Below are 22,252 nucleotides of genomic sequence, written 5' to 3'. Positions count from 1 at the left end.
AGTGGGCCGGAGCGCAGCAGGGTCTGCCTCACGAACCGACAGCGGCCGTCGCCCGATTCCGGGCGGCGGCCGCTGCGCATGCCGAACCGTCGAGAAACGGGCCAAGCGTCGAGAAACGGGTGTGGACCCCCGTGTCTCGACATTCAGCCCGTTTCTCGGTGAGATGCCACTGTGAATGGCACGAGGCCCGGGACGCCATTGTCCCGGGCCTCGTATCGTCCTGCAGATCGGCGGACGACTTGTCTGCCGATCGGACTGCCTGCCGAGTGGCCCGCAGCCCGATCGCGCTTCGCGTCAGCCTTTCGGCACCGCCTCGCCGGCCTTGAGGCGAGCCACCCGCTGATCCCAGAAGTCGGCGTTGCGCACACCGATCTTCTCGGGCTCGAACACCGGGTCCAAGCCGAGCTTGGCCTGGCGTTCGAAGTCGCGCAGGAGCTTGAACGCCGGCTGCTGCAGGATGAGGATGCCGATGATGTTCAGCCAGGCCATGAGGCCCACGCCGATGTCACCGAGCGCCCAGGCGCTGCCGGCCGTCGACATCGCCCCGACGGCGACGGCGACGAGGATGAGCAGCTGCAGAATGCGCTTGCCGACCGCGAGCACCATGGTGTTCTTGGCCTTGCCGAGCAGATACACGAGGTTGGTCTCGGCCATGTAGTAGTAGGCGACGATCGTGGTCAGCGCGAAGAGGAAGATCGAGATCGCGATGAACCCGGCGCCGAGACCGTGGATCATCGAGTCGAGCCCCGCCTGCGGCCACTTCTCGCCCGGGGTCGCTGCGATCTCCTCGGCCAGCTGGCCGCGGCCGGTGCCGATGATCGTGGTCCCGTCGGCGTCGAAGACCTTGTACATGCCGGTCGAGAGGATCATGAACGCCGTCGCCGAGCACACGAAGAGGGTGTCGATGTAGACCGATCCGGCCTGCACGAGTCCCTGCTTCGACGGGTGGGAGACCTCGGCGGCCGATGCCGCGTGCGGCCCGGTGCCCTGTCCGGCTTCGTTCGAGTAGATGCCGCGCTGGACGCCCCACTGGACCGCCATGCCGATGATGCCGCCGAAGGCCGCTTCCGGTCCCGCGTCGATGCCGAAGGCCGAGGTGAACATCAGCTGGAGGACCGGAACGATCTGATCAGCATTGATGATGGTCACGGCGATGGCCGCAATGATGTAGATGACGGCCATGAAAGGCACAGCCAGCGAAGCGAAGTGTGCGATGCGCTTGATGCCGCCGACGACGATGAAGCCCATGATGATGACCAGAGCGATTGCGGTGCCCCAGGTCGGAATGCTCCAAGCGTTCTCGACGGCGCCGGAGATCGCATTGGACTGGATGCCCGGCAGCATGAACGACATGGCGATGACGGTCACGGCGGCGAAGACCATGCCGTAGACCTTGAACAGGCCGCGAGCCTTGGTGTGGCGGTAGGCCTTCTCGATGTAGAAAGCGGGGCCGCCGCGGTACTCGCCGGTGCGAGGGTCCTGCTCCTTGAAGATCTGGCCCAGCGTGGACTCGACGTAGGACGTCGAGGCACCGAGGAGAGCCGAGATCCACATCCAGACGACGGCGCCGGGGCCGCCGAAGCCGATGGCGGTGGCGACACCGGCGATATTGCCGACGCCGACGCGACCGGCGAGCGAGATCGCCAGAGCCTGGAAGGACGAGACGCCCTCATTGGAGCTCTTGCCCCTGAACATCTGCCTGAAGATGGCGGGGATCTGGCGGATCTGCACAACCCGTGAGCGGATCGTGAAATAGACACCCGCGCCGAGGCACAGGTAGACGAGGGCGGACGACCACACCACCCCATTGAGCCAGTCGATGAAAGCGGACACGCTTCTCCATTCGTTCTTCCGTATCGGGATCGCCGACACGGTGTTGCTTGTCTAGCGTCTGTGCCGGAGCGCCGGCCCGCTGCTGAGCGACCGGAATCACGAGAGGTTCCCTAGCGGTCTCTGTGATGCACCTCATTAGTGAAGCCGATTGTCATCGGTGACGCAAATCGCATTCGCCGAGGCGGCTTCCCGTCGCGCTGCGCCGGGGCAGGACCGCCTCGGCGAATTGTTGCGAAGTCATTGCGAAGCGGATCACTTCATGTGCGTCAGTTCACTATTTGGGACGGGAACCGTATGATGTGGTGCGGATCTCTTCGAGCAAAGAAGACACGAAGAGCACTTGTGAAAGACAGGAACACCATGAAACGACGAACTGGCGCTAAGGCCGCAGCCATCGCTGCGGCGGGCGCACTGCTCCTCTCCGCCTGCTCGACCTCGACGACCGGAGGCGGTGGCGGAGACGACGAGGGCGGCATGCTCACGGTCGGAACCACGGACAAGGTCGTGGCGCTCGACCCGGCTGCGGCGTACGACAACGGAAGCTCGCTCGTCGAACAGCAGATCTACCCGTACATCCTCGCCTACAAGCCGGGCACGGCCGAGCTCAACCCCTCGATCGCCGAATCGGCTGACTTCACCGAGCCGACGAAGTACGAGGTCAAGCTCAAGGACGGGCTCAAATATGCCAACGGAAACGAACTGACCTCCTCCGACGTGAAGTTCTCCTTCGACCGGCAGCTGAAGATCCAGGACCCCAACGGACCGTCCTCGCTGCTGGGCGGCCTGAAGTCCGTGGAGACCCCGGATGAGAAGACGGTCATCTTCAACCTCAAGCGCGAGAACGACCAGACCTGGCCCGGTGTGCTGGCCAGCGCCGCCGGACCGATCGTCGATGAAGACGTGTTCTCGGCCGACAAGGTCACGAAGGACCAGGAGATCGTCGACGGCAAGGCCTTCGCCGGGCCGTACACGATCGACGGCTTCAAGTTCAACGAGCTGATCACCTACAAGGCCAACCCGGACTACACGGGCTTCATCGAGCCTGCGAAGACCGAGACCGTGCAGATGAAGTACTACTCGGACGCGAACAACATGAAGCTCGACGTCCAGGAGAACACCATCGACGTGGCATGGCGGTCGCTGTCTGCCACGGACATCGAGGACCTCGGCGAGAACGAGGACCTCAAGGTCCACAAGGGTCCCGGCGGCGAGATCCGCTACATCGTGTTCAACTACGACACGATGCCCTTCGGCGCGAAGACCGATGACGCCGACGAGAAGAAGGCGCTCGCCGTGCGCAAGGCCATGGCCGACTCCGTCGACCGGAAGGCGATTGCCAGCCAGGTCTACAAGGACACCTTCACCCCGCTGTATTCGCACGTGCCCGACGGGCTGCCCGGCTCCGACGAACCGCTGAAGTCCGAATACGGCGACGGCAAGGGCGGCGCCGATGTCGCGAAGGCGAAGAAGGCGCTCAAGGACGCCGGTGTCGAGACTCCGGTCGAGCTCAAGCTGCAGTACAACCCGGACCACTACGGTCCCTCCTCGGGCGACGAGTACGCCCTGGTGAAGGACCAGCTGGACAAGACCGGGCTGTTCGATGTCAAGCTGCAGTCGACCGAGTGGGTGCAGTACTCGAAGGACCGCACCGACGACGTCTACCCGATGTACCAGCTGGGCTGGTTCCCGGACTACTCGGATGCCGACAACTACCTCGTGCCGTTCTTCTACGACACGGACGAGACCCCGTCGTTCCTCGCCAACCACTACCGTGACGAGACGATGAACAAGGAGCTCAACGCACAGTCCTCGATCGCCGATGAGGGCAAGCGCGAAGAGGCTCTGAAGAAGATCCAGGGCCAGCTGGCCGACGAGCTGCCGACGCTGCCGCTGCTGCAGGGCAATCAGATCGCCGTGTCCGGCAAGGACGTCAAGGGCGTCGACGACACCCTCGACCCCGCGTTCCAGTTCCGTCTGGCACTGCTGAGCAAGTGATCACCCACACGAGGTGCAGGTGAGCCGATCGGGCCGCCTGCACCTCGTGGCGCGTTCGCGGTCAGCTCCGTACACCTGCGGTGACCCTCACCGAGGTGGCCGCTGTCCGTCACTCGGCCGCGAGCGCATCGAAACACATCCCAGAAGGAACACATGTCTGCTGCCATCAGCGAACCAGGGGCTGAGGCCGCCGAGACTTCGGTCGCGGTCAAGAAGCCCGCTGGGGGCGGACTGGGACGTTACGTCCTCATCCGCTTCCTCCTCATCATTCCCACTATCTTCATTCTCACCACTTTGGTGTTCTTCCTCATGCGCATCACCGGTGACCCGATCACCGCAGCGCTGGGCGGACGCCTGACGAAGGCGCAGCTGGCCGAGCGCGTCCACGCCGCCGGCTATGACCGGCCCATCCTCGTCCAGTACTTCGAATACCTGGGCAACCTGCTCAAAGGCGACTTCGGCACCGCGGTCTCCGACGGGCAGCCGGTGTCGTCGATCCTGCTCAACTACGGGGCAGCGACCGTCGAACTCGTCTTCTACGCGCTCATCGTCGCGTTCATCCTTGGCATCCCGCTGGGCATGCTCGCCGCCTACCACCGCGACAAGGCCCCCGACGCCGCGCTGCGTGTGCTCGCGATCCTGGGCTATGCGACTCCGGTGTTCTTCGCCGGCATGATCCTCAAACTCATCTTCGGCGTCTTCCTGCCGATCCTGCCGGTCGCCGGCCGTGGCACCACGGAGACCGAATACATCATGTCCGGTGTCGTCGGGCCCACGCACTTCTATCTCATCGACGCTCTGCGCATCGGCAACTTCTCCGTCGTGGCCGACGTGCTCGCTCATGCCGTGCTGCCGGCGATCGCCCTCGGCGTGCTCACCGCAGGGGTGTTCCTCAGGCTCGTGCGCACGAACCTCATCGGCACGCTCGAACAGCAGTACATCGACTCCGGCCGCTCCCGCGGAATCTCCGAATACCGCCTGGTCACGAAGCACGCCTACCGCCCAGCGCTGATCCCGATCATCACGGTCATGGGCATGCAGATCGCGCTCATGCTCGCCGGCGCCGTGCTCACCGAGACGACGTTCGAATGGAAGGGGCTCGGCTTCAAACTCGCCGAGTACCTCACCGCCCGCGACTTCGTGGCCGTCCAGGGAATCGTCGTGTTCCTCGCCGTCATCGTCGCGGTCACGAATTTCCTCGTCGACGTCATCGCCGCATTCATCGACCCGAGAGTGAGGTACTGATGTCCACTCCAGACAACCCGCAGAACCCAAGTCCGGATGAGCCGACCCAGACCGTCGCCGAGGCGGCTCCCGGCTCCGGAGCACCGACACTCGCGTTCGACGACAGAGCCAAAAAATCCTGGTTCTCCCGCCTGCCGATCGTCTCCCATCTGCGCCAGTCCGTCGGCCTGCAGCGCGGAATGCTCATCACCGGACTCATCCTCAGCGGAATCGTCATCATCTGCGCGATCTTCGCTCCTCTCATCGCCCCCTACGGCTTCAACCAGCTGGGCACCTCCGAAGGCAACTTCGGATCGAAGCTGCCTCCCGGCGGCACCCATATCTGGGGCACCACGGTCGGCGGCTACGACGTCTTCTCCCGTGTCGTCTGGGGCGCGCAGACCGCGGTCGCCGTCATCGTCGTGGCCGTGGTCATGTCCCTGTTCGCCGGTGTCATCCTCGGGCTCATCTCCGGCTACATCGGAGGCTGGCTCGACCGCATCCTCGTCGTCATCGCCGATGCCGTCTACGCATTCCCGACCCTGCTGCTGGCACTGGTCATGTCGATCGCCATCTCCGGCGGACAATCGAGTGCCTGGGGCGGAATCGCGGCGGCCGCGTTCTCGATCACGGTCGTCTTCATTCCGCAGTACTTCCGCGTGGTGCGCGCCGAGACCCTGCGGCTGAAGGCCGAGCCCTTCGTCGAATCGGCGATCGTGCTCGGTGCTTCGAAGACGCGCATCATCTCCAAGCACATCTTCCGCAACGCCACCCGCACCCTGCCGTTGATCTTCACGCTCAACGCCTCCGAGGCGATTCTCACTCTCGCCGGGCTCGGGTTCCTGGGCTTCGGAATCGAACCCACCTCGGCGTCGGAATGGGGATACGACCTCAACAAGGCACTGCCGGACGTCACCTCCGGCGTGTGGTGGACGGCGGTGTTCCCGGGCCTGGCCATCGTGCTCACGGTGCTGGGAATCACCCTGGTCGGTGAGTCGATGAACGACCTCAACGACCCGCGCCTGCGCGTGCGACGCAAAGCCAAGGTCAAGAACACCAAGCCCGCGGAGGTCACGGCATGAGCAAGCAGAAACACGAGCAGACCGCCTCGGCGACCGGCAGCATCCTCGACGTCGACGGCCTCGACGTCACCTTCTCCACCGATGGTGGGGACGTTCACGCCGTCAAGGACGTGTCGCTGTCCGTCTCGCCCGGTGAGGTGCTGGCGATCGTGGGCGAGTCGGGGTCCGGCAAGACCGTGACCGCCCGGTCCATCCTCGGCCTGCTGCCCGAGACGGCGCAGCGCTCGGGTGCTGTCGTCATCTCGGGTGCGAACGTGCTCAGCGTCTCCGCCGAAGAGCTGCGAGCCATGCGCGGCCGCGATGTGGCGATGGTCTTCCAGGAGCCGTCGACCGCGCTCAATCCCGTCTACACGGTCGGCTGGCAGATCGCCGAAGGCCTGCGCGCGCATGATCGGAAGGCGAGTAAAGCCGACCTCAAGGCGCGCGTCGTCAAGGCCATGCGACAGGTCGGGATCCCCGATGCCGAAAGCCGTTTCGACTACTACCCGCACCAGTTCTCCGGCGGGCAGAAGCAGCGCATCGTCATCGCGATGGCCTTGGCCCTGGGGGCGAAGCTCATCGTCGCCGACGAACCGACCACCGCCCTCGACGTCACCGTGCAGGCGGAGATCCTCGACCTGCTGCGCGAACTGCGCGACGAGACGGGCACAGCCATCGTGCTCATCACCCACAATATGGGCGTCGTCGCCGACCTCGCCGATCGAGTGGCCGTGATGCTGCGCGGCGACCTCGTCGAGGTCTCGTCGGTCGAACAGCTCTTCAGCGATCCGCAGGAGCAGTACACACGCGAACTGCTCGCCGCTGTGCCGCGGATCGGGTCGACCGTGGCCGGCAGTCGCAAGGCGGCCGCCGCCGAGGCGGGTGAGACCTCGGCGGGGACCGCCTCGGCGAAGGAAAGGGACGCGCGCGAATCGATCGTGACCGCCCGCGGTCTCGACATCGTCTACCCGGGCGGCATCGGCAAGTCGGACTTCCACGCGGTGAAGAAGGTCAGCTTCGACATCAAGGCCGGCGAGGTCTACGGACTCGTCGGTGAATCGGGGTCGGGCAAGACGACGATCGGACGTGCGATCGCGGGCCTGACCAGGGCCAGCGGCGGCAGTCTCGAAGTGCTCGGGCACGAGATGGTCGGGTTCAAGGAGCGTGAGTTCTCGAAGATCCGGCGACGGATCGGGTTCGTGTTCCAGGACCCGGCGGCGTCGTTCAACCCGCATCTGTCGATCGGGGAGTGCATCGCCGAACCGTTCGCGATCCACCGGCGGGAGATGAGTCCGTCCGACCGGTCGCAGCGAGTGCTCGAACTTATCGATTCCGTGCAGCTGCCGAAGGCGTATGCGGCACGATATCCGCATGAGCTCTCCGGCGGTCAGCGGCAGAGGGCGTCGCTGGCGCGCGGTCTGGCGCTCGATCCGGAGCTGCTCATCGCCGATGAGCCGACCTCCGCACTGGACGTGTCCGTGCAGGCGAAGGTGCTCGAGCTCTTCGTCGAGCTGCAGAACCGCTTCGACTTCGCGGCCCTGTTCATCAGCCACGACCTCGCCGTCGTCGATATGCTCTCCGACCGCATCGGGGTGCTCTTCCACGGCGAGCTGGTCGAAGAGGGCACGGGTGAGCAGGTGCTCGGATCACCGGACAACGACTACACGAAGCGCCTCATCGCCTCGCTCCCGGTCCCGGACCCGGCCGAGCAGGCGGAACGCCGCGAGCTGGCAAGAACCCTCCGCCCGTAATTACTACCTGACGGCGGCCCAGCAACCTCGCGCCAGGTTGCTGCGCCGCCGTCAGGTAGTAAGGGGGTCAGTTGGTGTCGGCGATGAAATCGAGCATTCCGGCCTGGTTGACCGGCAGGGCCAGCAGGCGGTCGAGTTCGGCCTCGTCGGGGTCGATTCCGAGGATGCGCATCGAGTACTGAGTGAAGTCGCGCTCGATCATGTCAGGCGTCAGGTCGCCGGTCGGCCGGTACCACAGCGAGAGCGAGTTGCAGATCGAGTGGATGGCGCGAGTGGCCAGAGCCGCACTGCTGACACGGAACGTTCCTGCGTCGATGCCTGACTGGACGATATCGCCCATGATCTCGCGAGCCTCTCGCTGGAGACCCTTGACGCGGATGGCGTTGTCGCCGGTGAGCCGTTCGGTATCGCGCAGCAGCACGGTGGAGACCGAGACGTTCTCCATTCGGTAGCGGGCGAGGTAGCGCACCGCCACGGCCAGCTGGTCGACAGGATCGTCATCGACGTCGTTGATGACCGCCCGGCAGTGTTCGACGTACCAGGTATACGCTGTGTGGACGAGTTCGTAGAGCGCTTCCTGTTTGGACGGGAAGTAGTAGTAGAGCGCAGAGAGGCTCAGACCTGCTGTCTGCGCGATGTCGCGGATGGACGCGCCGTCGAATCCTTTGTCCGCGAAGGTGTCCCTGGCCGAGCGGAGAATATTGTTACGGCCGTTGGTTGAGCGCACGATGACCGGACTCCTTGCCTAGTTTTCCGTCGAAGCCGACTTTTTAACGAACAGTCTTTCACTTGCCCAACGACCTTACACGACAGGCACCCCGTTCGGGCCCGATTTCTTGGGGGAACTACGGTATCACCGTGTTCGGCGTCCGTTGCGACTGGTTGCGGATTTCGTGGGACCCCCCGTCACCGGAACAGTGATCGAGCAGTGCCTGGTCAGTGACCTGACCCGGCCTCAATCAGTGACCATGGTCACTTTCGATCAGGGAATGATTGAGTGTTCAACAATGTTGGTGACGGTGGAGCTGCACGCGATCCGGTGCGCCGAGGTCGCAGGCTCTGCCCGTGAACTCGACCGCCATGGCCGCCCGGCCGGCGGGCACCGCTCAACGAATTGAGGACGCATATGCTCAACATTGCCATCATTCCCGGAACTTCCCGCCCGCAGGCGCTCAACCCGCAGATCGTGAACTGGGTCGAGCAGCAGCTGGTTTCCAATGATGATGTCCGTGCCGAGGTCGTCGACTTCGGCAGCTTCGACCTGCCCCTCCTCGACGAGGTCGTGCCCGCGGGTGCGAAGATGTACGCCAACGACCACACGAAGGCCTGGGGCGCGAAGCTCGAAGAGTTCGACGCCTTCATCTTCGTCACCCCCGAGTACAACCACTCGATCTCCGGCTCGCTGAAGAACGCCCTCGACTTCGTCGCCACCGAGTTCAACCACAAGGTCGCCGGCATCGTCAACTACGGCGCCGACAAGGGAGTGCGCGCCGCTGAGCACCTGCGCCACATCCTCGCGAACTACAAGCTCGCCGTCGTCCGCGACCAGGCGTCGTTCTCGATCTTCACCGACGTCGCCGACGGCACGTTCGCCCCGACCGAGGTCTCGGCCGCCCCGTTCGCCTCCATGGTCGACGACATCGTCGCCTGGGGTGAGGCACTGAAGTCCGTGCGCGAAGCCGGCGCCGAGGAGCAGGCCGCCTGAGCCCGCCCGCGCAGCTGAGCTGAGTCAGGCCCGCCGGTCACCCGACCGGCGGGCTTTGTCGTCCCCGCGTCGACCGACACCGTCCCCGCAGCGACCGTCGCCGTCGTCAAAGCAATCCCTCACCGAGGCGGCCCCACCCGACCGTGCACAGTGACCGTCCCCACACTTGCGTTAGAGTCGCAGTGATCAATCGTTCACTCTGCGATGCAAAGGACACTCATGGATCTCACGAACACCTTCGCCCTCGTCACCGGCGGAGCCTCCGGTCTCGGCCGCGCCACCACCGAACGCCTCCTGGCCGCCGGAGCCCAGGTCGTCATGGTCGACCTCAACGCCGAGGTGGGACAGCAGGCCGCCGCCGAACTCGGCGACTCCGCCCACTTCGTCACCGCCGATGTGACGAACGAAGAACAGGTTCAGGCCGCCGTCGACACCGCCACCGGGCTCGGCGCCCTCCGTCTGGTCGTCAATTGTGCCGGTGTCGCCACCCCCGGAAAGCTCGTCTCCCGCAAGGGCCCGCTGCCGCTCGAAGCATTCCAGAAGGTGCTGAACATCAACATCGTCGGCACCGTCAACGTCTGCCGCCTCGCCGCCGCAGCCATGCAGAACCAGGAAGCGGACGGCGAAGAGCGCGGAGTCATCATCAACACCGCATCGGTGGCGGCCTTCGACGGCCAGATCGGCCAGATCGCCTACTCGGCGTCCAAGGGCGCCGTGGCCGCGGTGACCCTGCCGATGGCCCGCGAGCTCGCCGCCAGCCTCATCCGCGTCGTCACCATCGCCCCCGGCATCTTTGAGACCCCGATGATGGCCGGTCTGCCCGCCGAGGCGCAGGAATCCCTCGGCAAGTCCGTGCCGCACCCGGCCCGCCTGGGCAAGCCCGCCGAGTACGCCCAGCTCGTCGAATCGATCGTCGCCAACCCGATGCTCAACGGGGAGACGATCCGCCTCGACGGCGCCATCCGCATGGCCCCGAAATGATCGGCTGACACCATCACCGAGGATGCCCTCCTTCCCCGAGGAATTCCTCGCCGAGGATCGCCCAACCGACAGAGCCGCCCGTCTCCGCAGTCGCGGAGGGGCGGCTCTGCTGTTGAGTGGAATTGTCAGCGGCGGGCGTTGACGAGCAGCGCCAGCTGCACCCGCGAGGTCACCTCGAGCTTGTCGAAGATGCGCGCCAAGTGGGTCTTCACCGTCGCCGTCGAGACGAACAGCGACCGCGCCACCTGCGCGTTCGTCATACCCTGCGCGACCGCCTCGGCGATCTCCCGCTCCCTGGTCGACAGATTTGCCAGCGGATCCACACTCGGCGCCGAGGCGGCCGGACGGGACGACATCAACGTGGCCAGAGCGGTCGCCGACAGGGTGCGCGTGCCGTCGGCAGCCGCGCGAACGGCGTTGATGAGCTCTTCCGGCGGGGTGTCCTTGAGGATGTAGCCAGCCGCCCCGGACTGCAGGGCGCGGTGGATGAAATCGTCGGTGCCGAAGGCCGTGAGCATGAGCACCTGCGGATGTTCGGGATCGGACAGCAGCGTCTGCGCTGCTTCGAGGCCGTCGAGTCGGGGCATCCGGATGTCCATGAGCACGAGGTCGGGACTCAGCCGACGGGCGAGGTCGATGGCTTCGACGCCATCGACTGCCTCGGCGATGACGTCGATATCGGTCGCCGCGCCGAGGAGGAGCCGGAGGCCCGAGCGCATGAGCGATTCGTCGTCGGCGATGAGAACCCGAATGCTCATGGCTGCGTCTCCTGCTCGTCGGGGGAATCGGTCGATTCGGTCATACTCAGAGCGTCGCCGTCGGTGAAGATGTCGGCTTCGACGGGGATGCGGGCGCGGAGGGTGAACTCCGGGGTCGTCGTCACGGTGAGATCGCCGCCCATGGCCTCCATTCGCTCCCGCAGGCCGAGCAGTCCCAACCCGGATCCGGAGACGAGCTGCTGCGCTCCGGCGCGGAAGGCCGGAGCCAGACCTGTGTGCGGATTGCTGGCGACGAGCACGAGGTGACCGTCGGCTTCGTCGAAGCCGACCTTGATCGTCACCGTCTGGCCGGGAGCGTGCTTGACCGCGTTCGTGATCGCCTCCTGGACGAAGCGATAGATCGTCGTCTGTTCGAGCGCCCCGCACCGGTGGAGAGCTTCGGCAGTCACCGGTTCGAGGTAGCGCAGTTCGGCGGTGTCGCCCCTGGCCGCGACGAGGCGGTCGATGTCGGGGTCGATGACCGTGCCCTGATCGTCGCTGCGCAGCATTGTCAGCACTTCGCGGAGTTCGACGCCGGAGCGGCGGGCGGCATCGGCGATGAGGCGGGCGCTTTCGCGGACCTCATCGGGGTCGAGGTCCGCCCGCACGGACAGCGCACCGGAGTACATCGCGATGACGGACAGGTGGTGGGACAGCGAATCGTGCATGTCACGGGCGATACCGCGGCGCACCTCGGCGATGGCACGGTCCTGCCGTGAGCGTTCGCGCAGCAGGGTCTGCGCGGCGGAGTCGATGATGCCCTGCTCGCGAGATCCGCGGATGACGCCGATGATGACGAACACGGCGTAGATGACGCCGCCGAGGACGAAGATGGGAAGCTCGAAGGCTCCCGCCGCCTGCGGGGTGAGGATATAGGTGGCTGAGAAGGATACCAGCGTGGCGGCGAGTGCGCCGAAGTCGAGTGCCCAGCTGCGCCGGGCCGACAGGGAGACGAGCATGATCGAGGCCGCGATGGCACCGAGGGTGCTGACTGTGCCGATGAGGATGCCGATGATTCCGACGGTGACGGGAATCCAGCCGCCCGGACGGCGCTGGAGCGATTCGACGGATCCGTCAGCGGCGAGGTATTCCTCACCGCCGCGGCCGGAGACAGTGAGGAACTCGCGCAGCTTCTCTGCGGCCAGGACCTTCGGTCTCAGCTGAGTGCGCGGAACTCGGCGTCCGTCGAACGCGAGGACGATGGGCAGGCAGACGAGACCGACGAACCCGAAGGCGAGATGGACGAGGAATTCAAAGAAGAGCGCGTCATCTTGGGCTTCTGCGCTCTCAAGATCCGGCCATTCGATTCCGACGACGATGAAGAGCAGGAGCACACCGGTGACAGCGGAGATGCCGGTCCAGAGGAGGGCTCGCGCGAGCGGGCGGCGGGCGGGGCGAGATGTCACCCTTCGACCCTACCGGGGCGAGGGCTGTGAGGCTGTCGTCCGAAAGGATGAGTTCTGGCAGGAACTGTGGACGCAGGAGCCCGGACGGAATTGTTCTGACGTGCGCATTCACCCGATCGGATGACACGAATCATGCCCTTGACCGATGGTGGGCTGCCGCCGGTTTCGAAAGGGTGGAGACATGAGAAATCAACCCCACACACTGCACTACCATCGTCAGTTCGCCGCGCTGCCGGACAACAGGTGGTTCAAGCCGATCCTCGTGGCCCTCCTGACCCTGGTGTTTTACCTCATCGCCATAGTGGTTCTGTTCGTCGGCTTCTTCATCTGGGCACTGTTCGCCCTCGGCGCCGACGGTGACTTCAACACATGGTCGGACCAGCTCATCGATATGAACACGACCGCGGGTGTCCTCTTCGGGCTCGTCAGCGTCATCCTCATGTGGCCGGCCGCCGAGCTCGCGACCCTGTGCATCTACCGGCGCTGGTTCTCCTTGATGATCTCGCTGCGCGGCGGCATGCGCTGGGGGCGCCTCAGCCTTTATCTGCTGGTCGGCGCGGCCGTATGGGTGGTCTGCGCGATCGTCATGGTCATCTTCTCCGACGGAGCGATGGGCAACCTGACCTCGGGAATCGTATGGAACAGTCACGTGCTCGCCATGCTCATCGCAATCATCCTCCTCGTTCCCTTCCAGGCGACGGCCGAGGAGATCGTCTTCCGCGGCCTGGCCATGAACATCATCGGCTCATGGCTGCGTCACCCCGCGTGGGCCGTGTTCATCCCCGTGCCGATCTTCGTCGTCGGCCACGTCTACGACCTGCCGGGACTCATCGACGTCGGCATCTTCGCCGTCATCGTCGGCACCCTGACCATCATCACCGGCGGTCTCGAGGCGGCAATCGCCTTCCACATCGTCAACAACGTCTTCGCGTTCGGTCTGGGCGTGCTCGCCGGTGCCGACCTCAATGCGACGAGCGCCCCCACAGTCGAGGTCGTCATGTCGATAGCGGCTCCGATCGTCTTCGGCATCATCGTCGTCCTCGATCATCTCCGCCGAGGTGGATCGATCTTTCGCCGAGGCGGCCCGACCGACCGTGAACCGATGCGTCCCCTCGAGGACAGCCCAGAGAACGAGGAAACCACGGTGGACAGCGATGTGAATGCCGACACCGAAACGAAAGCGAACCTGTCATGAGCTACTACAGCGAGCTCGCCCAGAACCTGCGCCGGCGCGGTTGCGAAGAGGACCAGGTCCTCACCGTCCTCCACGAGGTCAGAGACAGAGCGGAGGCGGCAGGGACGACACCCGACGCCGAGTTCGGCACCCCCGAAGAGAAAGCCTCAAAGCACAGCGGGAAGCGCGCACGGTCCACGGGCCAGGCGACGCTCAACGTGTTCGGATTCGTGGGCGTGTGCTGTGTGGTCGTCTACGCCATCTGGCCGGGACTGTTCGACTTCACAAACCCTGTGCTGTCGAACTTCGCCGGCATGATCGCGCTCCTCATCCTGCTCGTCCTCGGCGCCTTCGTCGCAGGTTTCATCGACTCTCGTCTGCCGAAGGGGTTCGAGGCTCCGCGGTCAGAAGCCGATCGATGAGCTCATCTGCAGTGATGCCCTCGGCCCGCGCAGCGGCGTTGATGTGATCGAGCGTCGAAGGCGACAGGGCCGGCGCTGGTTGGGACGACGGCTCGGACGACGACGGTTGAGTCGATCGGGCTGACGTCTCGCCGGCGCGGTCGGCGCGCGCAGGCTTCGTCCCGGCCCTGAGCAGCAGCGAGGTCAGCGGCACGACGACGACCCCGAGTGCGGCGAGGATCCACACGATCCCGTTGAGGCGGGTCAGCCACTCGAGTTCCCACGCCGACTCCACCCAGATCGTGACGAGAACCAGGCTCGTGCCGAGGCCAAGCAGGCCGAGCGTGATCGGCAGCCCGATCCGCACCACCCAGGACCGGGGCACCAACAGCAGAATGAGCGCGGATATCGAGGCGACAGCGGTGACGAGGGCGAACGAGGACAGGGCTTTGAACAGGGAGTCCCAGACATCGTAGTTGTCCGGATCCGCATACGGATCACCCCAGAGGAACCACAGACTCAACGCCATCGTGACCGCAGCCATGCCGATCGTGACGATCCCGAACCACTGGGTCCGGCGACCGATGAGCGTGGCGCCGCAGAACGCTGCGACACTGACGGCGCCGGTCAGAGCCGTGGTGCCGATGACTTTATACGTCGTTTGGGACTCGATGTCGCCGAGGAGGACGATGATCCCGCCGGCCGCTGCCAGGCTGAAGGCCACGACGATGACGATGGCGATCGTGCGCCGCAGGATACGCACCGATTGTCTCGGTGCCTTCGGATCCGACGCCGAGGCGGTCGCCGACGAGGGCGGAGGTGCAGAAGCGGCGGGAGGCGGCTGTGTCATGGGGCGACAGTCCTTTCAGAAGGGAAAGCAGGAGGGGATTTCCAGTATGGCACCGGATGCTCGACACGTACCTGAGGCGGTGTTGAGTCGGTCCCACCTGCAGGCTCCCGTCCAAGGCTTCGACGCGTTCGCGCATCCCCTGATGCCGAAACCTCCGCCTAGGTGGCTGTGCTCACCCGCGTCCGTCCCCGTGAACACTCACGTCTCGAGGATCTTGTCGAAGCTGGGACTGCGCGACCGTACCCAGATCGTCGTCGCCGCCGACGACTCCGGGCTGGTCGTCGCCGGGAACTGGGCGGCGCGGCTCGGCGAGGGGCGTGTGCGGGGGACGCCGGCTCGTTGACTACTCGCGGGCGAAGCCGGCGCCGAGGTCCTTGACGATGGTCTCCGCCGATCCTTCCTGGGCGCTGCGGTAGCCGGTTCCGGCCCACAGGTGCAGGCTGTACGGGTCATCGGCCTTCTTCGCCGCGGCCCGGAACTCCTTGGTCAGATGGTGCACCGCCGGATAGGCGTCGACGGCGATCGGGTCGAACGTCCGCACGAAGTCATTGACCAGCGCACGCGCTGGCCGTCCCGTGAATGCCCTGGTCAGCTGGGTCTCTGTGAACTCGTCGGCGGCGAGTGCGGCCCGATGTGTCGGAGCTGTTCCCGCCTCGTCGGAGCGCAGCAGCAGGGTGCCGACGACGACGGCGCTCGCCCCCGCGCCGAGGAGGTCGCCGACCATGGCCTCGCCGTCGACTCCGCCTCCCGCCGCCACGGGCAGGTCCACCTCGGCGAGGATGTCACGGACGAGATCGACGGTCGCGCGATCTTCGATCTCACGCGTCGGATCGGCGGTGCCCGAATGCCCGCCGGCCCGCGGACCTTGGACGACGAGCCCGTCGACCCCGACCTCGGCGGCCGCACGAGCCTCAGCAACCGAGGTCACCGTGGCGACGACCTGAGTGCCGACGGCGTGGAGGCGGTCGACCGCCTCGGCGGTGGGCAGATTGAACGTGAACGAGACCAGGGGGACGGGGTGCTCGGTGAGCAAGTCGAGCTTGTCGTCGAAGTGGTCGTCGTCCTCGACCGGTTCGGGATCGAGCGTGATCCCGCGGGCGGCAGCGGACGGTTCGAGTGCGGTGACGAAGTCGGTGAAGGCCTCGCGATCGACGGGGACGGGATTCGGGGCGAAGAGGTTGACGCCGAAGTGCGAGGTCGCTTCACGCATCCTCTCGACGAGAGGAGCGAGAGCCTCGGCGGTGAGGTAGCCGCCGGCGACGAAGGGGAATCCGCCGGCCCGGGCGACAGCTTCGGTGAGTTCGGGTGTCGTCGTCCCACCGGCCATGGGGGCACCGATGATGGGCAGTGATGTCTTCGCGAAGGCGATCGTCACGGTTCTCTCCTCTGATCGGCGGGCCCTCGCTCGGCGTCTGTCGCCGAGCGAGGCGGCCGCGTGGTCGGGCGTGCGCACCGCCATTCTCACACGATCGGCCGCGGCGAGTTTGAGGTGACCGGTGGACGGTATCCCTCGGAAGTATCGGTCGGCGGGGGAGAGACTGTCCCTGGCAGTCCTCGCCGGTGCCGGCATCGCCGTCGACGTTCTCGCCAGAACGACTGGGAGCCATGAAACGAGGACGAGGGCCAGTCCAGTCAGGCCGATGCAGTGAGAGACCGTGCCGGATTCGCGACGACCGCTACCTCGGCGCGGGAGGTCCTCACCGACTCCGCGGATCTGTTTGACCTGTCTCACCCCGACCGACCGCTGGAGAACCTGCTGTCGTCCGCACACGGGTGCGTCGGTATTCGCTGACAACGAGCGCATCGCCTCGGCGATTCTCGACGCTGTGTCGGCGGCGTCCGACCGTCGGGAGCTCCTCGCCGGGTGAACGGCCGAGACCGGTCGCCGCGGGGGCCGGGCACCCGGGACAGTGAGCCGCCTCGGCGAAGAACGGGCGTCGGTAGGGCCACGGTCACATGGGACGGCGAGCCGACTCGGCGGGTGATGGTGACGTTCTGCGTCGAAAGATGACGGACATTATGACGTGGAATGACCGCGCGCGTCATGGAGCTCGCGCGTGGCGTCCGCGGCAGATCAGACTGATGGTGACCGCAGAAGCAGCGGTCACCATCAGCGAAGGAAGGATCCGCCGTGAGTTCATTTGCCACCGAGCCCACAACACCCGCCGGAGTCTCGACCCGATCGGTGCACTCGGGAGCTATGCCCGAAGCGCACACCGGTTCGGTTGTGGCTCCGATCTTCCAGACCTCGACCTTCATGATGGACACCCCGGGCGACACTCGCGCAGGCTTCGACTACGCGCGCACCGGCACCCCGAACCGCAGCGACCTCGAAGAGGCACTGTGCGAACTCGAGAATGCGACGTTCGCAGCCGCGGTCAACTCAGGCACGTCCGCCGAAGTGGCGGTGTTCTCCGCGCTGCTGGGACCCGGTGATGAGATCATTCTTCCCCGCGACGTCTACGGCGGCACGTACCGTCTGCTGAAGAACGAATACGAACGGTGGGGCGTGGGCATCCGCACCGTCGACCTCACTGATACGACTGCGCTGGCGGCCGCAATCAGCGAGAAGACCGCGATCGTGTGGGTCGAGACGCCGAGCAACCCCGGCCTCGACATCGTCGACATCGCCGAGACCGCTCGGCTCGCGCACGAGGCGAACGCGCTGCTGGCCGTCGACTCGACGTTCGCGACCCCGATCCTGCAGCGCCCGCTCGACCTGGGCGCCGATCTCGTCATCCACTCGACGACGAAGTTCATCAACGGCCATTCCGATGTCATCGGCGGTGCCGTGCTCGCCGGTGACGGCACCACCTGCGCCCGCGCCGCCGAGGTGGTCGGGCGTCTCGAGAGCCACCTGGCCTCCGTGGGCCTGGGGATCGCCCCCTTCGACGCGTGGCTGACCCGGCGCGGGATCAAGACCCTGCCGGTGCGGATGAAGGCCCACTGCGAGAACGCGCAGGCCGTGGCCGAATGGCTGGAGACACGCGATGAGATCGCCGAGGTGCTCTACCCCGGACTGCCTTCCCACCCGGGGCATGAGGTGGCGAAGGCGCAGATGAACGGGTTCGGGGGAGTGGTCTCCCTGCGCACCGACACCGAGGAGCGTGCGCTGGCGCTCGTGAAGAGCACGAAGCTGATCACCCTGGCCGAGTCGCTCGGCGGAGTCGAGTCCCTGATCGATCATCCCGCGACGATGACGCACCTGGCCGTGGCCGACTGCGAGCTGAGCATCGACGGGGCGTTCATCCGCCTCTCGGTTGGCATCGAGGACATCGACGACATCCTCGCCGACCTCGCGCAGGCCCTCGACGCCACGTCCGGTGATGCGGGCACGAGTTCTGCCGACGGCGCCGCACATACCGCTCCTGCAGGACAGCATCACGTCTCGTCTCCAGCGGCTGTGGTCCCCGTATAGCCGACGGCATCACGTACCGGGAGCGGCACTTCCTCCCGGTGCTTCGGCATCCCTCACCCTTAGTGGGAAGCCACCTCGTTGCAGTGGGGTGATTCGCCGCGAAAGGTGAGGGATGTGCGGTTGGTGTCCGCGGTCACAGGGTGTCGGGAAAACCCGACGTGGGGTCGGAGGTCTTCGTGCTGTTCGCGGCCCTGCGGCTCCCGTAGCGTTATTGCTATGAGTGAGAAGACCCCCGAGAACCCGCAGGATCAGGAGCCGTTCGGCCCCGACCCGCAGGAGACTCACACGCCTGAGCGCGAAGAGTTGATCAGCGCCGCAGACATCGTCAATGCACCGCCGACCACCGAGGTCGATGCAGAAGCGGTCGACGAACCGACCGCACGTGAAGCAGGAGAGTTCCGGACGAAACCGGTCGATCCCGCCGTGCCGTTCGCGACGGGTTCGACCCGAGTAATGGGAGCCGGTGATCAGTCTCAGAGTCCTGGCCACCCGCCGAACTATCCCGCCCCACCCGCCTACGCCCCTCAACCCGGACCAGCCCCACACCCCGGCCAGCAGTTCTCCGGGCCGGCTCCCACCACATACCCCGGACAGCCCGCACCGAACGCCCGGCCCATGCCGGCCGCACAGCCGATGCCACGCCCGCGCCCGCCTCGGCGAGTGAAGCCCAAGCGTGAACCCGTCGCCTACGCGCCGGTCACCGGCTCGCTGCCGCTCAGCCGGGACGAGGTCACCGAGATCCCTGCCGACGGCCCGATCACCTGGCCCAAACGTCCCACCGGACTCATCGGTGTTGCCAACCTCGTGCTCTCCGCCGTCCTCGCCGTGATCTGGGCGTGGATCCCGCTTGGACTCCTGTTCACCGGAATCGGCGGAATCTTCGCCCTCGGCCTCGGCGTCCTCGCCCTCCTCGTCTGGGTCCTCGTCCAGCAGAGCGCGAACAACGCCGAACGCTACCGGGCCGAACTCATCTACTCCGATAAGATCCCCGTCCCGAAGATCGAAAGCAGCAATCGCGACCCCGGCTTCGGGCGGTTCCTCCACAACCGCTGGCTGCAGGTGAAATCCGGTGCCTTCTGGCGCTCGACCGCCCACCATTACATCAAGATGCTCCTCGGGGCGATCGTCGTCGCCGGCACCCTCGCAGGCATCTGCGGATCGATCTTCGGCATCTTCGCGGCCATCAACCCGCACGGAGTCAACACCTTCTTCATCGGAGAGTCCATCGACGGGTCGGCCCGCATCGGTGTGGCCATCGGCTCCGTCATCGTCCTAGCCAGCTCCCTGGCCATCCTGTGGTTCGCCCCGCTGCTCGACCGCGCCCTCGACCGGGCACTGCTGGCACCGGCCCGCACCGTCGCGCTGCAGGCCGAAGTCACCGAACTCGACCGGGCCCGCATGGCCGGTCTCGAAGCGGCCGCCGCCGAACGTCTGCGCATCGAACGCGACCTCCACGACGGAGCCCAGCCCCGCCTCGTCGCCCTGACCATGACCTTGGGGATGGCGAAGACGAAGATCGACTCCGATCCGGAGAAGGCGAAGGAACTCGTGGCCGAAGCCCACACCGAAGCCAAGGGCATCGTCAACGAACTCCGCCAGCTGGCCCGCGGAATCCACCCCGCCGTCCTCACCGACCGCGGACTCGACGCCGCTGTGTCCGCACTGGCCGGACGGTCGACGATCCCCGTCGACGTCGATGTCCGTCTCGACGGCCGGATCGGGCGCGAAGCCGAAGCCGTGTCCTACTTCGTCGTCGCCGAATGCCTGACGAACATCGCCAAACACTCCGGCGCCACTCGCGCCAGCGTGTTCATCGCCCCGATCGAGACCGGCGTGCAGATCGTCGTCACCGACAACGGCCACGGCGGTGCCCGTGTCGACCGCACCGGCCGTCACACCGGGATCGCCGGTCTCATCGACCGGGTCGAAGCCGCTCGTGGCACACTGAACCTGACCAGCCCCGCAGGTGGGCCGACGACTGTAGTTGTGGAGGTGCCATGCGCATCGTAATCGCTGAAGACTCTGCCGTTCTGCGAGCCGGACTCGAAAGGCTGCTCGCCGACGCCGGACACGAGGTCATCGCCGCCGTGCCCGACGCCAACGAACTCCTCGCGGTCGTCCACAACGACCCGCCCGACCTCGCCGTCATCGACGTGCGCATGCCGCCGACATTCACCGATGAGGGCATCCGCGCCGCCGTCCTCATCCGCAAGCAGAACCCGGACGTCAAGGTCCTCGTGTTCAGCCAGTATGTGGAGGAGCAGTACGCGTCCGAACTCATCGCGGAGAACACCGGCGGCTTCGGCTACCTGCTCAAAGACCGTGTCGCCGACGTCGACGACTTCCTCACCGCCGTCGACGAGGTGGCAGGAGGCGGCACCGTCCTCGACCCGGAGGTCGTATCCCAGATCCTCGTGCGCACACGCAAGAAGGACGGACTGTCGACCCTGAGCCCCCGCGAACTCGAAGTCCTCCAGCTCATGGCCGAAGGCAAGTCCAATGCCGCGATCGCCCGCACCCTCTACCTCAGCGCCGGTGCCGTTGAAAAGCACATCTCCTCGGTGTTCACGAAATTCGGCCTCACCGCCGACACCTCGGAGAACCGCCGCGTCCTCGCCGTCCTCACATTCCTCGGAGCTTAGAATGCCTGCCACAGTCCGCATCAGCGACTCCGCCCGCGTCGGTCTGCGCGCGGTCCTGATCATCCTCGCCGCCGTCGTCCTCCTCATTCCCGTCATCGTCAGCACCGCCCACAGCGCCTCCCGCCTCGACTACGGACGGATCGAATCGTCCGAATCGCTGCCGACGGCGATGAAGGAACTCAAGATCGGCCTCGATTCCGGCGGTGCCGTCGAGATCAAGACCGCCGACGTCGCCGAGGCGACCGCAAAGCTCACCGGCACCGGTCCCCGCGACAGCTCCGCGAACCTCGAGGTCGACAGCCGCGCCGATACCGCCGAGGTGGCCGTGAAGAACGGTGGGAAACTCGAGAACACCCGGCTGACCGTCACCATCCCCACCACAGAGGCGAAAGACCTCGCCCTGGACTTCGACGGCAACTACGGCCGGTTCGATGTCACCGGTGACTTCGCCGAGATCAACGCCGACACCGGCGGTGGCACCGCGAGCGTGACCGGTTCGGCACAGAAGGTGCGGACCACGAGCGATTGGGGCGCGACCTACCTGGACGGAGAATTCGGGACCGTGTCGGCCAAGACCGGGGTCGGTGCCATCGAAGGTGAGAACCTCACCGTCAGCGACCGCATCGACGTGGTCAGTTCGACGGGAACCGTCGACCTCGACTTCACCAATCAGGCGATGCCCACCGGCGGAATCATCGCGAAGACCGAAGAAGGCTCGATCGAGATGCGAGTGCCGAATCTCAATCTCACCTCGGAAGAGCTGGATGAGGACTTCTTCTACCGGATCAACGCGAAGTCCAACGACGGCACCGTCGACCTCGCCTCCGATCTGAAGAAGTACGATGTGGCGGACGATCCGAAGGAAGCCGAGGGCAAGACCCTCGTACCGATCTCGGCCACAGCCGACACCGGCAGGGTCACGGTCAACCAGAACTGAGAAACGACCGGCGCACGGGCGGACTCGACTGCGGGTCCGCCCGTGCGGCGTCCGGGGCTGCCGTCGACGAATGGCTGCGCTCGGTCTGAGATCCGGGGCGGGCCACCTCGGTGGCG

At 65.9% G+C, this 22,252-nt stretch carries 19 protein-coding genes; 13 read left to right on the top strand and 6 right to left on the bottom strand.

What is annotated here, in order from left to right; genetic code table 11:
• Nucleotides 1–294 precede the first annotated feature (294 nt).
• Nucleotides 295–1,833 (bottom strand): alanine/glycine:cation symporter family protein, encoded by a 1,539-nt coding sequence (locus AD89_RS0111275; RefSeq protein WP_025778916.1) that lies wholly within the window; start codon nucleotides 1,831–1,833, stop codon nucleotides 295–297.
• A gap of 360 nt (nucleotides 1,834–2,193) precedes the next feature.
• Between AD89_RS0111275 and AD89_RS0111270 the strand changes: the two genes are divergently transcribed.
• The 4 genes from AD89_RS0111270 (at nucleotide 2,194) to AD89_RS0111255 (ending at nucleotide 7,864) form a co-directional block, all read left to right on the top strand.
• A complete protein-coding gene (locus AD89_RS0111270) occupies nucleotides 2,194–3,828 on the top strand; it encodes an ABC transporter substrate-binding protein (RefSeq protein WP_025778914.1) in 1,635 nt (544 codons plus the stop codon).
• A 153-nt stretch (nucleotides 3,829–3,981) separates the two neighbouring features.
• Nucleotides 3,982–5,073: an ABC transporter permease gene (locus AD89_RS0111265; RefSeq protein WP_025778913.1), complete on the top strand. Its 1,092-nt coding sequence runs from the start codon at nucleotides 3,982–3,984 to the stop codon at nucleotides 5,071–5,073.
• Entirely contained in the window at nucleotides 5,073–6,134 is a 1,062-nt protein-coding gene (locus tag AD89_RS0111260) for an ABC transporter permease (protein WP_025778911.1), read from the top strand. Before AD89_RS0111265 ends, AD89_RS0111260 begins: the two co-directional genes overlap by 1 nt.
• Complete coding sequence (locus AD89_RS0111255) at nucleotides 6,131–7,864, top strand: dipeptide ABC transporter ATP-binding protein (protein WP_025778910.1); 1,734 nt, start codon at nucleotides 6,131–6,133, stop codon at nucleotides 7,862–7,864. Before AD89_RS0111260 ends, AD89_RS0111255 begins: the two co-directional genes overlap by 4 nt.
• A 67-nt stretch (nucleotides 7,865–7,931) precedes the next feature.
• Here the strand turns inward: AD89_RS0111255 and AD89_RS0111250 are convergent, their stop codons facing one another.
• On the bottom strand, nucleotides 7,932–8,591 hold the full coding sequence (locus AD89_RS0111250) for a TetR/AcrR family transcriptional regulator (RefSeq protein WP_025778909.1): 660 nt from the start codon (nucleotides 8,589–8,591) through the stop codon (nucleotides 7,932–7,934).
• A gap of 399 nt (nucleotides 8,592–8,990) precedes the next feature.
• Between AD89_RS0111250 and AD89_RS0111245 the strand changes: the two genes are divergently transcribed.
• The gene (locus AD89_RS0111245) at nucleotides 8,991–9,569 is read left to right on the top strand and encodes an NADPH-dependent FMN reductase (RefSeq protein ID WP_025778907.1); all 579 of its coding nucleotides are present in this window, start codon (nucleotides 8,991–8,993) and stop codon (nucleotides 9,567–9,569) included.
• 219 nt (nucleotides 9,570–9,788) lie between these two features.
• On the top strand, nucleotides 9,789–10,550 hold the full coding sequence (locus AD89_RS0111240; RefSeq protein WP_025778906.1) for an SDR family NAD(P)-dependent oxidoreductase: 762 nt from the start codon (nucleotides 9,789–9,791) through the stop codon (nucleotides 10,548–10,550).
• A 125-nt stretch (nucleotides 10,551–10,675) separates the two neighbouring features.
• Here AD89_RS0111240 and AD89_RS0111235 read toward each other — a convergent pair whose 3' ends face one another.
• The gene (locus AD89_RS0111235; RefSeq protein WP_025778905.1) at nucleotides 10,676–11,308 is read right to left on the bottom strand and encodes a response regulator; all 633 of its coding nucleotides are present in this window, start codon (nucleotides 11,306–11,308) and stop codon (nucleotides 10,676–10,678) included.
• Nucleotides 11,305–12,714, bottom strand: a complete 1,410-nt coding sequence (locus AD89_RS0111230) for a sensor histidine kinase (protein WP_025778904.1) — start codon at nucleotides 12,712–12,714, stop codon at nucleotides 11,305–11,307. Before AD89_RS0111230 ends, AD89_RS0111235 begins: the two co-directional genes overlap by 4 nt.
• 181 nt (nucleotides 12,715–12,895) lie before the next feature.
• Between AD89_RS0111230 and AD89_RS0111225 the strand changes: the two genes are divergently transcribed.
• Together AD89_RS0111225 and AD89_RS0111220 are read left to right on the top strand one after the other, a co-directional pair.
• Nucleotides 12,896–13,909 carry a CPBP family intramembrane glutamic endopeptidase gene (locus tag AD89_RS0111225; RefSeq protein WP_025778902.1) on the top strand — a complete coding sequence of 338 codons (1,014 nt, stop codon included), beginning with the start codon at nucleotides 12,896–12,898 and terminating at the stop codon, nucleotides 13,907–13,909.
• Nucleotides 13,906–14,310 (top strand): hypothetical protein, encoded by a 405-nt coding sequence (locus AD89_RS0111220; RefSeq protein WP_025778900.1) that lies wholly within the window; start codon nucleotides 13,906–13,908, stop codon nucleotides 14,308–14,310. Before AD89_RS0111225 ends, AD89_RS0111220 begins: the two co-directional genes overlap by 4 nt.
• Here AD89_RS0111220 and AD89_RS0111215 read toward each other — a convergent pair.
• The gene (locus AD89_RS0111215) at nucleotides 14,252–15,139 is read right to left on the bottom strand and encodes a hypothetical protein (RefSeq protein ID WP_025778898.1); all 888 of its coding nucleotides are present in this window, start codon (nucleotides 15,137–15,139) and stop codon (nucleotides 14,252–14,254) included. The two genes, AD89_RS0111220 and AD89_RS0111215, sit on opposite strands and share 59 nt — an antisense overlap.
• Nucleotides 15,140–15,353: 214 nt before the next feature.
• Here AD89_RS0111215 and AD89_RS20495 point away from each other — a divergent pair, with 214 nt between their 5' ends.
• Nucleotides 15,354–15,482: a hypothetical protein gene (locus AD89_RS20495; protein WP_269320688.1), complete on the top strand. Its 129-nt coding sequence runs from the start codon at nucleotides 15,354–15,356 to the stop codon at nucleotides 15,480–15,482.
• Here the strand turns inward: AD89_RS20495 and AD89_RS0111205 are convergent, their stop codons facing one another.
• Nucleotides 15,483–16,598 (bottom strand): NAD(P)H-dependent flavin oxidoreductase, encoded by a 1,116-nt coding sequence (locus AD89_RS0111205; RefSeq protein ID WP_081770446.1) that lies wholly within the window; start codon nucleotides 16,596–16,598, stop codon nucleotides 15,483–15,485.
• Nucleotides 16,599–17,270: 672 nt separating this feature from the next.
• Here AD89_RS0111205 and AD89_RS0111195 point away from each other — a divergent pair.
• The 4 genes from AD89_RS0111195 (at nucleotide 17,271) to AD89_RS0111180 (ending at nucleotide 22,136) form a co-directional block, all read left to right on the top strand.
• On the top strand, nucleotides 17,271–18,557 hold the full coding sequence (locus AD89_RS0111195; protein ID WP_025778892.1) for a trans-sulfuration enzyme family protein: 1,287 nt from the start codon (nucleotides 17,271–17,273) through the stop codon (nucleotides 18,555–18,557).
• Between the two features lie 216 nt (nucleotides 18,558–18,773).
• Nucleotides 18,774–20,567, top strand: coding sequence for a sensor histidine kinase (locus AD89_RS18485; RefSeq protein ID WP_025778889.1), 1,794 nt, complete (start codon nucleotides 18,774–18,776; stop codon nucleotides 20,565–20,567).
• A complete protein-coding gene (locus AD89_RS0111185; protein ID WP_025778887.1) occupies nucleotides 20,555–21,199 on the top strand; it encodes a response regulator transcription factor in 645 nt (214 codons plus the stop codon). The genes AD89_RS18485 and AD89_RS0111185 overlap by 13 nt, the downstream gene beginning before the upstream one ends.
• 1 nt (nucleotide 21,200) lies before the next feature.
• Nucleotides 21,201–22,136, top strand: a complete 936-nt coding sequence (locus tag AD89_RS0111180; protein WP_025778885.1) for a hypothetical protein — start codon at nucleotides 21,201–21,203, stop codon at nucleotides 22,134–22,136.
• The last annotated feature ends 116 nt before the right edge of the window (nucleotides 22,137–22,252 follow it).

This window comes from Brevibacterium sp. VCM10 (assembly GCF_000583215.1).
GTDB lineage: Bacteria > Actinomycetota > Actinomycetes > Actinomycetales > Brevibacteriaceae > Brevibacterium > Brevibacterium linens.
The sequence above is the reverse complement of the archived record's forward strand: the minus strand, read 5'-3'. Positions and strand labels throughout refer to the sequence as shown.

Coding starts and splice junctions, on each gene's coding strand:
- AD89_RS0111270 (WP_025778914.1), top strand. CDS start 2,194: ATGAAACGACGAACTGGCGCTAAGGCCGCAGCCATCGCTGCGGCGGGC.
- AD89_RS0111265 (WP_025778913.1), top strand. CDS start 3,982: ATGTCTGCTGCCATCAGCGAACCAGGGGCTGAGGCCGCCGAGACTTCG.
- AD89_RS0111260 (WP_025778911.1), top strand. CDS start 5,073: ATGTCCACTCCAGACAACCCGCAGAACCCAAGTCCGGATGAGCCGACC.
- AD89_RS0111255 (WP_025778910.1), top strand. CDS start 6,131: ATGAGCAAGCAGAAACACGAGCAGACCGCCTCGGCGACCGGCAGCATC.
- AD89_RS0111245 (WP_025778907.1), top strand. CDS start 8,991: ATGCTCAACATTGCCATCATTCCCGGAACTTCCCGCCCGCAGGCGCTC.
- AD89_RS0111240 (WP_025778906.1), top strand. CDS start 9,789: ATGGATCTCACGAACACCTTCGCCCTCGTCACCGGCGGAGCCTCCGGT.
- AD89_RS0111235 (WP_025778905.1), bottom strand. CDS start 11,308: ATGAGCATTCGGGTTCTCATCGCCGACGACGAATCGCTCATGCGCTCG.
- AD89_RS0111225 (WP_025778902.1), top strand. CDS start 12,896: ATGAGAAATCAACCCCACACACTGCACTACCATCGTCAGTTCGCCGCG.
- AD89_RS0111220 (WP_025778900.1), top strand. CDS start 13,906: ATGAGCTACTACAGCGAGCTCGCCCAGAACCTGCGCCGGCGCGGTTGC.
- AD89_RS0111215 (WP_025778898.1), bottom strand. CDS start 15,139: ATGACACAGCCGCCTCCCGCCGCTTCTGCACCTCCGCCCTCGTCGGCG.
- AD89_RS0111205 (WP_081770446.1), bottom strand. CDS start 16,598: ATGGCGGTGCGCACGCCCGACCACGCGGCCGCCTCGCTCGGCGACAGA.
- AD89_RS18485 (WP_025778889.1), top strand. CDS start 18,774: ATGAGTGAGAAGACCCCCGAGAACCCGCAGGATCAGGAGCCGTTCGGC.
- AD89_RS0111185 (WP_025778887.1), top strand. CDS start 20,555: ATGCGCATCGTAATCGCTGAAGACTCTGCCGTTCTGCGAGCCGGACTC.
- AD89_RS0111180 (WP_025778885.1), top strand. CDS start 21,201: ATGCCTGCCACAGTCCGCATCAGCGACTCCGCCCGCGTCGGTCTGCGC.